Origin of the sequence: Lacticaseibacillus zhaodongensis (assembly GCF_009687905.1) — a bacterium.
Classification (GTDB): Bacteria; Bacillota; Bacilli; order Lactobacillales; family Lactobacillaceae; genus Lacticaseibacillus; species Lacticaseibacillus zhaodongensis.
In genome coordinates this window covers 38,664-51,932 of sequence record NZ_BLBG01000010.1, presented here as the reverse complement: position 1 = coordinate 51,932, position 13,269 = coordinate 38,664, and the positions used below count along the sequence as shown (strand labels likewise).

Sequence of the window (13,269 nt, the reverse complement as noted above, 5' to 3'; positions counted from 1 at the left end):
AAAGCGCGCTACTCCCAGTGAAGTAACGCGCCCCCTTTTGTAGATTAACCACCCAAGTATGCCGACTGGACTTGCTTGTTGCCAAGCAACTCCTTGCCGGTGCCTTCAAGCTTGATTTCACCACTAGCAATGACATAACCGCGCGTCGCAATGCTGAGTGCCTGCTTCGCGTTCTGCTCAATCAGTAGAATGGTCGTTCCTTGCTCGTTGATCGACTGAATAATATCAAAAATCTTCTGAATGTAAATTGGTGACAGCCCCATTGATGGCTCGTCAAGCAGCAATAGCTTCGGCTTGGCCATCAGGGCGCGGGCCATGGCGAGCATTTGCTGTTCACCACCAGACAGGGTCGCGGCGTCCTGGTTCTTACGTTCAGCCAGAACTGGGAACCGGGCAAAAATATCCTTAAAGGTTGAAGACATATCGGTCCCACGTTTCTTGAGGAAAGCCCCCATCTCGAGGTTTTCCTGAACCGTCATGCCGGCAAAAATGTGGCGGCCTTCTGGAACCTGGGAAATGCCAGCACCCACGATGGTAGCAGAACTGGCATTTTGAATGGGCTGATCTTCGTAGGTGATCAGCCCCGATTTGGGCCGCATCAAGCCGGAAATCGTCTTCAGAATGGTCGACTTCCCCGCCCCGTTGGCCCCAATCAGGGTGACGATTTCACCGGTGTGGACTTCAAAACTAACGTCGCGGACCGCCTGGATGCCGCCGTAGTTAATGTATAAATTACTTACCTTCAGCAACGACTTCACCCCCAAGGTATGCGCTCACGACTTCTGCGTTCTGACTGATCTCGGCTGGTGTGCCTTCAGCAATCATGCTGCCGTGGTCCAGCACGTAGATCCGCTGGGCGAGTTTCATGACCAGCGACATATCGTGTTCGATCAGGATAATGGTGACGCCGTATTCGTTCCGAATCCGCTGAATCACAGCTGATAAGTCAGCAGTTTCCTCAGGGTTCATCCCCGCGGCTGGTTCGTCCAAGAACAGCAGTTGCGGCTTGGTGGCCAGTGCGCGGACAATTTCGACCCGCCGCTGCAGCCCGTATGGCAGGCTGCCCGCAGTTGAGCGCACGTATGGATCCAAGTTAAAGTCTTTCAGTAGGGCCCGTGACTTACTATCAATGGCGTCTTCGGTCTTGTAAAAGGACGGCAGCCGCAGCATGGTCTCGATGAAATTCTCGTGACTTTTGTGCGTCATGGCGATTTTAATGTTGTCCAAAACAGTCATTTCAGAAAACAGCCGGATGTTCTGGAAGGTCCGACTCATGCCGAGCGCGGCAACTTGGTCCGTCCGCTTACCAGCAATATCGACGGTCCCCTTCGCAGTTTCCATCGTGATTTTGCCGCTAGTCGGCGTGTTCACACCCGTTAACATGTTGAAGAGAGTCGTTTTGCCGGCCCCGTTCGGTCCGATCAGGGCGATCAGTTCACCCTTTTCGATCTGCATTGAGACGTCATCAACGGCGGTCAGGCCGCCGAACTGTTGGGTAACGTGTTCCACATTGAGCAAACTCATTCTGCCGGGGCCCCCTTCTTCTTGTTAACCTTCTTGAATGACAGTTCCCAGCGGCCGAGCAGACCACCCGGCTTGAAGACCATCAGTAAGATCAGCGCGAGCGCGTAGATAACCATGCGCAGCGTCCCGAAGTTTTGGAGAACAGTATCAATGATACCCAGCACTCCAGCGGCCAGGATCGTCCCGGTCAGACTACCACTACCGCCTAGAACAACGATGATCAGAATGGAAATGGAGTTCATGATGCCAAAATCACCAGGCGCAATGGTCTGAATGTATGAAGCGTGGAGCGTGCCCCCAATAGCAGCGGTGGCAGCGCCGAAGACAAAGGCGGCCAGCTTCCACTTGGTGGTGTTGATACCCATCGCTTCAGCGGCGATGTCGTCTTCACGCACGGACATCACCGCGCGACCGGCGCGACTGTGCACGAAGTTAGCAATCATGATGGTCGTGATGCAGACCATGACGTAAACCACCGGCCAGGTCGCGTACTGGGGAATGTTGAACATCCCTGCTGGCCCGTTCGTGATTTTGAGGTTATTAATGATGACCCGGATGATTTCGGACGCACCCATCGTCGCGATGGCGAGGTAGTCACCCCGCAGCCGCAGGGTTGGCACGCCGATGATGATTGCGGCGATAATGGCGATGATAATCCCAATGCCCATCGATAGCCAAAAGCCTAGCGGGCTGGCAATCTGCTGGGTGATGATTCCTGTTGCGTAGGCACCGATTGCCATAAAGCCAGCGTGGCCCAGCGAGAACTGCCCCGCAAACCCGATGATGAGGTTCAGCCCCGTGGCCAGGATGATGTTGATACCCACGGTCACAATGGCATTTTCAATAAAGGTGTTGATGAGACCAGCCGCTTCAAGCCCATCCATGATTACAAAACCAGCAATCATAATTGCGAGCCAAATTGCGTTCGAACGAATATTTCTTTTCAAGGCAGCCACCTCCTAAACCTTTTCCTTGGTCCGCTTGCCGAAAATCCCGGAAGGCATGACCAGTAAGATGATAATCAGTACGATGTACACCGCCGCATCCTTGTATGCGGACAGTCCGACCGCTTGGACGATGGTCTCCAGAATCCCGATCAGGAAGCCCCCGAGTGAGGCACCAGGGATCGAACCAATCCCGCCGACAACCGCGGCAACAAAGGCTTTGATTCCGGGCGTCATGCCCATGAGTGGGTCAATGGTGTTGTAGTACAGACCGATCAGCACCCCAGCAGCCCCGGCCAGTGCGGAACCGAGCGCAAAGGTGAAGGAAATGACGTGGTTCGGGTTGATACCCATCAGTTCAGCGGCATCTTGATCAACGGCGACGGCACGCATCGCCTTACCCATTTTGCTGCGCTTGATAACCAGTTGTAGCGCCAGCATGAGGACAATGGCGGTGACCAGGATCAGCACCTGAATGTTAGAGATTGCAAAACCGCCAATGTGGTAGTTTTGCTGCTCGATTGCTTGCGGGAAGTTCCGCGCGCTCGCCCCAAATAGGTAAGACATGCCGTTTTCTAGCAGGTAGGAGACCCCAATCGCGGTGATCAGCGCGGTGATCCGCGGTGCGTGCCGCAGTGGCCGGTACGCGAGGAACTCGATGACCACGCCAAGGATGGCGCAGAACACCATGGCTGTCAGCAGCGCGACAAAGAAGTTCAGGTGCCAGAACTTCAGGACGTAATAGCCCCAGAAAGCCCCAAGCATGTAAATGTCCCCGTGCGCGAAGTTGATCAGCTTAATAACCCCGTAAACCATTGTGTAACCTAATGCCAGCAGCGCGTAAATACTCCCGAGCGATAGGCCATTGATTAGTTGTTGAATGATGGTGTGCAATTGGTTGACCTCCAAACTCGATGATTGATTCTATAGAAGAGCTACGGCTCGCGGGCCTTGCTCTGTGATCTAGTCGAGCTGCGCAAGACTGCAGCTTCCGCTTAACCTGCTCCACAAGAAATGCCTAAAACCTGGCATTTTTTGTGGAGCCTGTTAATGCTCAGCTGCAACCCGTCTTGCTCCGCTCTGTTTCGTAGTCGAGCTGCGGCCCGCAGAAGCTTGCGGTTAACACACTCTGGTCCAAATGCCTAAAGCCCAGGCATTTTGCCCAGAGTCCGTTAATCCTCAGCTTCTGACCGCGGGCCTCCGCTCTGTATTCCAAAAGGCGGTACACGTTTCCGTGGCCGCCCTTGGAATGATATTAACTAATTACTTGACGGTGTAAGCCTTAACGACCTTACCCTTCGTCATCTGTTCAATAGCAATTGGCTTTTCTGGGTTGTGCTTAGCGTCAATTGTCATTTCACCAGTAGCACCCTTCATGCCCTTGATCTTGGCAATTGCCTTAGCAATGTCAACGGAGTTAGTTGACTTAGCATCTTCAGCGGCCTGCTTGACCATGTATACGGAGTCGTAGGCAAGTGCGGAGAAGGTAGGCGCTTCGGCGTGGAACTTGTTCTTGAAGGCGGTCATGAAGCTGCGGACCGTTGCATCAGTGTCAGCACTCTTCGTGGAGAATGGTGTGGTGTAGTAAACGTCATTAGCGTTGTTAGCACCAGCGATTTTGGCCAGCTTTGGATCAGCCATCCCGTCGGAACCAACGATTGGGCTCTTGATACCCATCTGGCGGGCCTGCTTAACGATCAGCCCAATTTCGGAGTAGTAACCTGGGGCGTAAATAGCATCGAAGCCCTTGTTCTTGATGGCGGTGAGGATAGCGTTGAAGTCCTTGTCACCTTCCTGGAAGTACTGGGTGGAAACGACGCTGCCCTTGAACTCGTTCTTGAAGGCCTTAGCAAGCCCAGTTCCGTAGTCAGTGGAGTTGTCGGCAATGATCGCAACTTTCTTGGCCTTCAGAGTGTTGTTAGCAAAATGTGCTGCGGTCTGCCCTTGGAAGTTGTTCTCGAAACATGAACGGAAGACGTAGGTTTGCACCTTCCCGTTCTTGTCGAGGGTGTAACCAGGGTCAGTCGCGGATGGACTGATCTGGGCAACGTTAGCCTTGGTGACGTTAGGAATTGAAGCAGTGGCGTCGTTAGTAGTTGCAGGGCCCACGACTGCGGAAACCTTGTCGTTGTTGACCAGTTGTGCAACCGCAGAGGCGGAACCACTGGTGCTGGTCTTGTTATCGCGGTATACCGGCTTGATCTTGTACTTCTTGCCATCGACCTTGATCCCGCCCTTAGCGTTGATTTGGGAAACGGCAAGCTCGATCCCCTGCTTTTCCTGTTCACCATAACCAGCAGCGGCGCCAGAAAGTTCCATGTTGACCCCGATTTTAATGGTGCTGCCAGATGCGCTATTACCCTTCTTAGCGCTGTTAGCAGCGGTGCTGCAGCCTGCCATCACGAACATTGCTGCAACGGCTGCGGCGGCAGCTGACATTTTCTTAATTGTTGTCTTTTTCATTGTTAAACTCCTCTATGTTCTGCCAAAATAATTGCGATCAGATTATGTGGTACTTTGTATTTCTATATGTTTGGTGCAATATGTGTCGCCAGCGAAAACGTGGCGGTGTGGGCGAACGCCCGATATGTGTTTAATATGTGTTGTTGATGCTTGCAAGAGACGAATTAAAAGCTTTGCAATCGTGCCATCAGCAGTTCCTCCTTCGGCCAAAAGAAAAGGCCCATTGATTATCTCAATGAGGCCTCACCCGTACGTGCTGAGCCCTCATTGCCAAACGTGAATAAGGGCTCAACTTAATCAATTAGCAAATCGCTAATTACCAGTCGGGTCCTTTACGCTCAACAACAAGGCTACGTTTACATTTTGGAATGAAGATGAAGATACAACGGGCTGATATGTGAATTGACTAAGCATAATGTGTATCTCCTTTCCAAAATTTAATTGATGGTGCTAGTTTACCCAGTCATCTAATAATTGTCAACGCCATTTCAAACTTTTTTCCAATTTCAATGCATCCACATTGTCCCAAATGCGCGTTGCTATAGGCTTTTGGCTGCGTTTGCGGCGGATAAATATTTTTTTGTCTCGATGGTATCAGTTCATGTGCCACACACATCAGTTCACAATATGAGTATTATCTAATAATTAGTTAGTGTGGATGTGCACGTACCTGGGGGATGGTTTGGACTGCCGGGCTGGGGGCGCATCTTCCTCCATTTCGCTATTGGGGGTGACAACAGTCATGCTGGGGCCGGGTTCAAGCCTCGGAAGTGCACCGAGTCTTGCCCCTGAACTATGAGCCCGCCGTGCTGTCGAAACATTCACGATAACTCTACGGAATTTTTATATCTTCCCAGCGGTCTCTCCGTTCTCCCCGATAATCAGCGAAAACCACGCTGATTATCGCGACAGCATGGTCACCCCCAACAGCTTCATTCCGGAAGAGGCGCCCCCAGCCCTACTCTGTCGGTTAACCGGCCACAGATGAAGACCCGCCATCATCCCGGCCTTCTGAGTAGGTATTGAAACTGCTCGTATTCGCGGAGTAGTTGATAACATCAATGTAGGACGGTGGGTGTCTTCGCGGGAGCGGTAGCCCAGGGGGTGGTCCATGCCATCGCAATTATTGACTGCTAGACGCTTGCGCTTTTTGCAAGTGGCTTGCCGTCAGTAATTGGGGGCAGCGCAGGACCAACAGGTGACCGCAGGGAGCGTTGGCCCGAGCTGAGCGGCAAGACTTAACCCGAATTTGGTTGAGGCTTGAACGCGACCCTGTGCATGGACCACCCCCGGGGCGAAGCGGTAGCGGAGACACCCACCGCCCGGCAGCCAAGGAGCCACATTAAAAGCGCCCGCCAAAGTAAATGACGGACGCATTTTTGTAGCACTCACTGTAATCGAGAAACTAGATATTATCAGCCACAAAGCGCAGGACATCACCGCGGACGACATCGAGGTAGCCTTTCGCGTGGTGCGTCCCCGGCACCAACCGCAGCGTGAACGGCACACCCTTGCTGGCGAGTGCAGCGGCCATCATCAGGACCCCACTGTTCGGCACGAACTCGTTCAGAGAGTTGGCGAGGTACATCGGCCCCGTCGTCGCGCTCACCCGGTGGCTTGGGGTCGCGGCGACGTACTGGTCAGTCCTGCCGCCAAAGTAGTTCTCCACGAAGCCCTTGTAAAATGGGTCGTCCGCACCATCCTGGTTGATTTCGGAACTGGGCCCACCAAAATTATTTTTGTGGTCCAGCGAACCGGCAACGTCAGGGTGTTGCTCAAGCCAATCCGCGATGTCAAAAATCCCGGACAATGACACTGCGGGCAGACCATACTTGATGGCCATTTCGGCAGACATGTTGCCACCGACTGAGGAACCAAAGACCGCCACGTGTTCCCGCGGAAAGTCCAAGTCACTGGCCTTGAGCCATGTGTACAGCTGATCCATGTCTGTTAGTGGCGCTGGGTAATGGCCCTCGTCACCGATCCGGTAGTTTGCAACCACGGCGAGGTAGCCCTGCTCCGCAAACATTGCCCCCAAATCTGCATCCTTGCTCTTGTCACCGCGGAACCAGCCGCCCCCGTGAATCACAATCACCGCACCGCTGGCCTTGCCATCTGGAAAGTACAGGTCGGTGACCTGCGCTGGTAAGTCGCCATAACTAAGGTCCAACTTTGTCTCTACCATAATGCAGCCTCCTCTAAATTTTGCCAATTTAATCTGACCTCATTATAGCACTTACTAATTGTAAGACATATTCAAGGCTCAATCGTCCAAGGAGACCAAAATTGCGGCTCCAACACTCTGCTGCAAAGTGAGAACCTGCTGCTTATTGTCACTAAAGTGCAGCAGCAGAGCACAGTCGATCCACTCATCCCCGCGTTCAAAGCGAGCGCAGTCGTGTTCGCAGTCGCTAAGCTCTCCGCTCTTGGCGTAGGTGCGCAGCGTTGGGTCATCCTCATCCGCAAGCGCAAGCAATTTGCCGCGATTAGTCTGCGCCGCGAGCGCCCGGCGAACTAGCCGCTGGTAAGGCGTATCGGCGCTGAAGAAGTGGGCAAGCAGTGCCTCTGCCCCGGCGGCGGTAATGATATTTTGCTTGGGCCCATCCTCGGGGTGCATCAGGCGCCGGTGCAAAATTGCGTCTGGATAGTGAATCGCGGCCCAAGCGGCAACATTTTGCAGGCCAAATTCGGCCAGTAGCATGTTGCTGGCATTGTTATCCGAAACGCTGAGCATCAGGTCGACAAGGTCCTGTACCGCCCAGGTCCGCTGGCTGAGGTGATAAGTGACCCCCGCACCGGCAACCGGATCAGCAGGCACGGTCAGCTGCCGCTGCAACAAGGACTCATCTAGTTGGACCTGGGTCTCGATGTAGGCCGCAATGGCCAGCTTGATCAGGCTAGCGGCAGGCATGGGTGTGTGTTCGGCCTGACCATAGGTGTAGCCGGTGCTGCTGTGCACGTAAAGCGCATAACTAGCGGGATCAACGTCCGCAAACAGCCGGTGCAGGTCAGCTAATAGCAATGCAGTCTTCATGACTTGATCCTCTCAAAGCCCAGTCCGGGTACGTGCAGGCAGTGTAATGCGTTCTGCTGTTGGGTGAAGCCGCCCGTTTCCGGTTCTTTCAGCATGAAGGCCGCATCGAGATCAGCAAACACAACGTTCCGGTGCGCGGCGGCAAACGCCACTGCGGCCGCGATGCCGATTCGCGATTCGATCATGCAGCCAATCATGCACTGTACTCCGTTTAGTTCAGCGATGGCGTTGATCCGCTCCGCACCGGCCAGGCCACCCGTCTTCATCAGCTTGATGTTCAGGTAATCGCAGGCGTGCATGCGTAGCAATTCCTGCGCGTCAGCCGGACTAAATAGCGCCTCATCGGCCATAATGGGTAGCGGGCTGCTAGCAGTCACCGCGGCAAGCCCCGCCCGGTCGCTGGCAAGCACGGGTTGCTCCACGAATTCGACTGGTAAGTGCAGGGCCGCAATCGCTTGGATTGCGCGCTGTGCCTGGCGCACGGTCCACCCCTGGTTAGCATCCAACCGCAGTTTGACCTTGGGCCCAACCGCGGCCGCGATGGCCTGGATGTGGTCTAAATCGGTGGCGAGGTCAGCCCCACCGACCTTGATTTTGACAGCATTAAACCCGGCTGCCGCGATACGCTGAGCTTGCGTGCGCATAACGTCCTCATCAGCAATACCTACCGTCCAGTCGGTGACCATGTAATCTGCATCCCCGCCTAGTAGCTCATACAGCGGCACGCCCAGCTGCTGCGCACGTAAATCCCAAAGCGCAATTTCCACTCCGGCCTTCGCCGCCGAGTTACCATGAATGGCGTGATCTAAGCTAGCCAAGAGATCCTCCCAGCGGGCAAAATCCGCATGTAGCAGCGCTGGAGTTAGAACCTCATCAATCACGGCGTGCAGGCTGGTCAATGTATCACCCGTCACGACCGCGTTTGGCGTTGCCGCGCCCACCCCCGTGCTCCCATCACTGAGGCGCACGGTTACAAGCACCGCATCCATGGTGGTCACGGTGTGCTGTGCCGTTTTGAAGGGAATACTTAGTTTCCGGCGCTCCGTCGTGCTGGTGATTGCTTCGATTCGCAAGTTGCTCATTATTAGCCCCCATTTGTTTCGACCTGAATGTCTTAAATCTACCACTGATTCCGCAAAAAGATGGCATAATTATGGCGAAATTCTTAAATTATTTTGCGAAAAGCGGTTGACAAACGCAGGCGATGCTCATAAACTCATAGTCAATAAGTAATTGCAACGAGAAAGTTGAGTAGTTACGCAAGGCCAACAGCGAGCTTCGTTAGGTGTGAGGAAGCAGGAACCGGCGCAACGAAAATCCCTTTCGAGCGGGACACCGAACAACAGTAAGATGTCATGGTGAGGCAGCCATTATCATGCCGGCGTATCGTTAGCTGTACGTTTCTAGATTACTGCTAACCGCACGCGTTGAGGCTTCAGCAGTGATGGTGAAGCAAAACAAGGTGGTACCGCGTTAAGGCGTCCTTGGATTCGAATGTTTATTTCGAATCTAGGGGCGCCTTTTTTGTTTACTTATTCAACATATTGCACTAATTACCCTCTGCAGGGGGACACATAGCACCAACACATATCGCACCAGACATAAATAGCAGCATGCAGCACTTAATATAGTAATTAATCCAACAATTAATCGAGGTGGTCAGCCATGGACGGCGGCATTATTAACATTCGCAGCTTCAGCAATTATCGTACCGGCAACCACGCATATTCAATCAGTCGTACCTACCGCTTAGACCCACCAGTTTCTAAAGCTTGATCATTAAGCGGTAGTAAACATATGGAGGATTCACATAATGGAAAGCAAACGTCACTTTGGCACTAAAAATTACATCGTCGTCGCATCAATGTTGTTCGGGCTCTTCTTTGGTGCCGGTAACCTGATTTTCCCCCTGCACCTCGGCCAACTCGCCGGCGGCCACTGGGTCACAGCCGCACTCGGCTTCCTAGTTACCGCAGTTGTTTTGCCACTACTGGCGGTTCTCGCCATCGCCGTTACGCACTCTGAAGGGGTCTACGATGTCGGCAAACCACTCGGTGGCTGGTTCGCCCTGCTGTTCATGGTTCTGATTCACGCAACCATCGGCCCGCTGTTCGGGACACCCCGGACCGCGACCGTGCCCTTCACCGTTGGGGTCGCACCAATGCTCAGCAAGTCCATGCAGCACGTCGGCCTGCTCGTCTTCTCCGCTGTATTCTTCGGTTTGGCCTTCCTCTTTGCATACCGGGAAAGCAAAATCACGGACGCAGTTGGTAAAGTCCTGAACCCCCTGTTCCTGGTTCTACTGGCAGTTATCTTCTTCGTTGGTTTCTTGCACCCAATGGGTAACGCAATGCGCCAGCCCGTCACCGCAGCTTACCAGCACGCTTCCTTCATGAACGGTTTCCTGCAGGGTTACAACACGATGGATGCCCTCGCTGGTCTGGCCTTCGGGGTCACCGTTGTCACCGCGGTCCGCAGTTTCGGTCTGCGCCGCGACAGCCAGGTTGCCTCTGTTACCGCTAAGTCCGGGGTCATGGCAACCAGTCTCATTGGGTTGGTTTACCTTGGTCTGATCGTTCTCGGTTCCACATCCCTGTCCTTCTTCAAGGTATCCGCTGATGGTGGGGTTGCCTTCAACCAAGTTGTTAGTCACTTCTTCGGTGCTGCCGGCCACGCGCTTCTGGCCGTCATGATCACCGTCACCTGCCTGACCACTGCTATCGGTCTCATTGCCGCTTTTGCTCAGGACTTCCACAAGCACTTCCCAGTCCTGTCATACCGGCAGTGGCTCGGCCTCATGAGCTTCCTGTCCTTCTGCACCGCTAACTTCGGCCTCGACACCATCATCGAGTGGTCAACACCAATGCTGATGTTCCTCTACCCATTCGCCATGGTTCTGATCCTGCTGTCCGTTGCGAGCCCATTGTTTGACCGCGACCCAGTTGTCTACAAGTTCGTCGTTGGTTTCACAACCATCCCCGCACTCATGGACATGGTTGCCGCATTCCCACCAGTTGTCAGTGCCAGCGCATTCGGTAAGGCAGTTGTTTCACTGCAACATGCCGTTCTGCCTTTTGCCGGCATGGGCCTCGGCTGGCTCGTTCCCGCACTCGTTGGAATGGTGCTCGGAGTTGGCTTCCACCTTTACAAGGTCCACAGTCGTAAAATGGTTGCTGCAGCAAGTGCTAACGACTAATCATTCGCAAAGTTAAATCACAAATAATCGCTTGAAATAAGTGCGGGTGTCCTCCACTTGAGGATACCCGCACTTTTGCGTTGAGACCGACTAATTAATGAACTACTATTAGAAATGCAGGTGTCGTTCATTTGTAGTGGCTGCTAGTTGAATTAACCTCAGTCATACTGGATTATTTGGCAAAATAAACACATACCATCTAAACGTTTATTAACTGTAAAGACGCCATCTATGCTATATTATTTAATTGTAAGTATGAAACGCCGAGGGGGTGTTGATAATCATCTTATTGGGTTTGCGAATCACAACTTTTATAACCAATACGCTAGTGCTGATTGGTTTCGCACTTCTCTTTAGTTGGTTGCAAAATGCCAAACTAGGCCACACGCCATGGGCCCGTTACCGCACTCCCCTCAGTATCATTTTGACCTGCGCTTTTCTGATTTTATTTCACTTCTCTTCGATTCTGAACATTATGCAGGAAAAAGGGGCCGCCGGTTATGGTTGGACCTACCTCAACTTTCAGTTGATCACCGTCTTTTTCGCGGTTCAAGTTTCGAACAAGCGCTCACTACTGTTCACTTTGGCCGCATTGATCGGCGTCTGGTACTGGTGGTTACCCAATTTCGACAACTACTGGCTACCGACCGCAATCATCTCACTACTCGCTATGTACTTGGTTCAGCGCTTCGGCCAGCGACTAGCCGACAACACCTTTCTCTTTTTCCTCGGTGGCTTTCTGTTTGCCCTGCCGTACCTCTACGCCAACTTCTGCTCACTGAACGGAATCGACGTCGGCTGGCCATGGCAAATCGGCACGCTGCTCATTTTGGAACTGGCAACATGGACGGTACAGCACCGCTTGCAAATTCAGCGGCGCAAGCAAGCTAAACTAATGCGTGAAGCGCGGATCGACGAGCTGACCCAACTGCACAATTTCCGGGTCTTCAACGAGGACCTGCAGGCCGCATACACGCGGTTCCAAGTGGACGACGAGCTTTACGCCCTGTACACCTTTGATATTGACCACTTTAAGCAGATCAATGATCACTACGGGCATTTAGTTGGGAACCAAGTTTTGCAGGCGGTCTCTAAACGGCTGCGCGAGTTGACCAAAAATATCGACTTTCCGGCGAAAAGTTACCGCACAGGGGGCGAGGAGTTCAGCTTCATCCTCTTTAACATTCAAGAGGACTACGAGTATGCCCGCCGCTTCTCACTCCACGTACAAACTGAACTCAGTAAGCTGCAGTTTACTACCAGCAAGGGCGACACCTTCAATATCACCGTCTCAATGGGCCAAGATCGGGCCCTGAAGGATGATCAAAACTACCTCGACCTGTACAATCGGGCCGATAAGTACCTCTACAGTTCCAAGCGCATTGGCCGAGATGCAGTCACCGTGCACGGCATCACGATCAAGGGCCGTGAAGATCACCCAATGGTACTGGAAAACCCTGATTCTGAATAAAAGCAATTCAAAAAGGACGCCAACAAAAATTAGCGTCCTTTTTTGATATCATCAGTTAATTATTCAGTTGCCAGATGCTAGTTTGACCCCAGCGTCATCACCGAAGCGGGTGAACTCGAGTGGTTGCCTATCGCCGCGGTAGATCCACACACAAGTAGTGTTCGGGCGCGCACTGCCGATTTTGCAGCGCGTCCGGCCCAGAATCTCACCTGACTTGCCATGGTGGTAAGCTAAGCGGTCCGTTCCGATTAAGAGTACCTTGGTATCCTTAGTATCCTGACCGGCGGCATCTGCTGGTATCCGCGCAGGTACCAATTCGGCGTGCTCAATTTCCCACTCTTCTGTTGCCCGGTCAACTGCTTTATAAACGGGAATGTCCGGTGAGTCCTTAATAATCGTCATCACCCGCTCAGTAATCTGAGTGCCGCGGTGCTGATCATCATACATCCCGCTGAGTGCCGTCACAATCTGCGTGTCAGCCCCCGCGAGTTGGTGCTGGTTACTGCGCAACTGGGCGATGGCGCGTACAGAAATACCAGTGTACGCCGCAACATCAACATCAGCCGTTGTGGCGAGCAGTGCCCGTACTTTATCAATTTTGTCCATAGCTAGTCCCTCTTAAAAATTCCCCCGAATT

General features: G+C 53.0%; 11 protein-coding genes. 2 read left to right on the top strand and 9 right to left on the bottom strand.

The window, feature by feature from the left end:
- Positions 1–44 precede the first annotated feature (44 nt).
- The 8 genes from GN107_RS07995 to GN107_RS07960 form a co-directional block, all read right to left on the bottom strand.
- Entirely contained in the window at positions 45–749 is a 705-nt protein-coding gene (locus GN107_RS07995) for an ABC transporter ATP-binding protein (protein WP_155287253.1), read from the bottom strand.
- Positions 733–1,524, bottom strand: a complete 792-nt coding sequence (locus GN107_RS07990) for an ABC transporter ATP-binding protein (protein WP_155287254.1) — start codon at positions 1,522–1,524, stop codon at positions 733–735. Before GN107_RS07990 ends, GN107_RS07995 begins: the two co-directional genes overlap by 17 nt.
- On the bottom strand, positions 1,521–2,471 hold the full coding sequence (locus tag GN107_RS07985; RefSeq protein ID WP_155287255.1) for a branched-chain amino acid ABC transporter permease: 951 nt from the start codon (positions 2,469–2,471) through the stop codon (positions 1,521–1,523). Before GN107_RS07985 ends, GN107_RS07990 begins: the two co-directional genes overlap by 4 nt.
- Before the next feature lie 12 nt (positions 2,472–2,483).
- The gene (locus GN107_RS07980; RefSeq protein ID WP_155287256.1) at positions 2,484–3,362 is read right to left on the bottom strand and encodes a branched-chain amino acid ABC transporter permease; all 879 of its coding nucleotides are present in this window, start codon (positions 3,360–3,362) and stop codon (positions 2,484–2,486) included.
- 369 nt (positions 3,363–3,731) lie between these two features.
- A complete protein-coding gene (locus GN107_RS07975; protein WP_155287257.1) occupies positions 3,732–4,931 on the bottom strand; it encodes an ABC transporter substrate-binding protein in 1,200 nt (399 codons plus the stop codon).
- A 1,405-nt stretch (positions 4,932–6,336) separates the two neighbouring features.
- Positions 6,337–7,116, bottom strand: a complete 780-nt coding sequence (locus tag GN107_RS07970; protein WP_155287258.1) for an alpha/beta hydrolase — start codon at positions 7,114–7,116, stop codon at positions 6,337–6,339.
- Positions 7,117–7,194: 78 nt separating this feature from the next.
- A complete protein-coding gene (locus GN107_RS07965; RefSeq protein ID WP_155287259.1) occupies positions 7,195–7,965 on the bottom strand; it encodes a serine hydrolase in 771 nt (256 codons plus the stop codon).
- Positions 7,962–9,047, bottom strand: a complete 1,086-nt coding sequence (locus GN107_RS07960; protein ID WP_155287260.1) for a dipeptide epimerase — start codon at positions 9,045–9,047, stop codon at positions 7,962–7,964. Before GN107_RS07960 ends, GN107_RS07965 begins: the two co-directional genes overlap by 4 nt.
- Positions 9,048–9,778: 731 nt before the next feature.
- Between GN107_RS07960 and brnQ the strand changes: the two genes are divergently transcribed.
- Both brnQ and GN107_RS07950 read left to right on the top strand, forming a co-directional pair.
- Positions 9,779–11,161: a branched-chain amino acid transport system II carrier protein gene (gene brnQ, locus GN107_RS07955; protein WP_155287261.1), complete on the top strand. Its 1,383-nt coding sequence runs from the start codon at positions 9,779–9,781 to the stop codon at positions 11,159–11,161.
- A 274-nt stretch (positions 11,162–11,435) separates the two neighbouring features.
- Positions 11,436–12,632 (top strand): GGDEF domain-containing protein, encoded by a 1,197-nt coding sequence (locus GN107_RS07950; RefSeq protein WP_155287262.1) that lies wholly within the window; start codon positions 11,436–11,438, stop codon positions 12,630–12,632.
- Between the two features lie 63 nt (positions 12,633–12,695).
- Here GN107_RS07950 and GN107_RS07945 read toward each other — a convergent pair whose 3' ends face one another.
- On the bottom strand, positions 12,696–13,238 hold the full coding sequence (locus GN107_RS07945) for a hypothetical protein (RefSeq protein WP_155287263.1): 543 nt from the start codon (positions 13,236–13,238) through the stop codon (positions 12,696–12,698).
- Between the last annotated feature and the right edge of the window lie 31 nt (positions 13,239–13,269).

Bases quoted from the DNA above. Each gene is read 5' to 3' on its own strand.
- GN107_RS07990 (WP_155287254.1), bottom strand. From the start codon at position 1,524: ATGAGTTTGCTCAATGTGGAACACGTTACCCAACAGTTCGGCGGCCTG.
- GN107_RS07975 (WP_155287257.1), bottom strand. From the start codon at position 4,931: ATGAAAAAGACAACAATTAAGAAAATGTCAGCTGCCGCCGCAGCCGTT.
- GN107_RS07970 (WP_155287258.1), bottom strand. From the start codon at position 7,116: ATGGTAGAGACAAAGTTGGACCTTAGTTATGGCGACTTACCAGCGCAG.
- GN107_RS07965 (WP_155287259.1), bottom strand. From the start codon at position 7,965: ATGAAGACTGCATTGCTATTAGCTGACCTGCACCGGCTGTTTGCGGAC.
- GN107_RS07960 (WP_155287260.1), bottom strand. From the start codon at position 9,047: ATGAGCAACTTGCGAATCGAAGCAATCACCAGCACGACGGAGCGCCGG.
- brnQ (WP_155287261.1), top strand. From the start codon at position 9,779: ATGGAAAGCAAACGTCACTTTGGCACTAAAAATTACATCGTCGTCGCA.
- GN107_RS07945 (WP_155287263.1), bottom strand. From the start codon at position 13,238: ATGGACAAAATTGATAAAGTACGGGCACTGCTCGCCACAACGGCTGAT.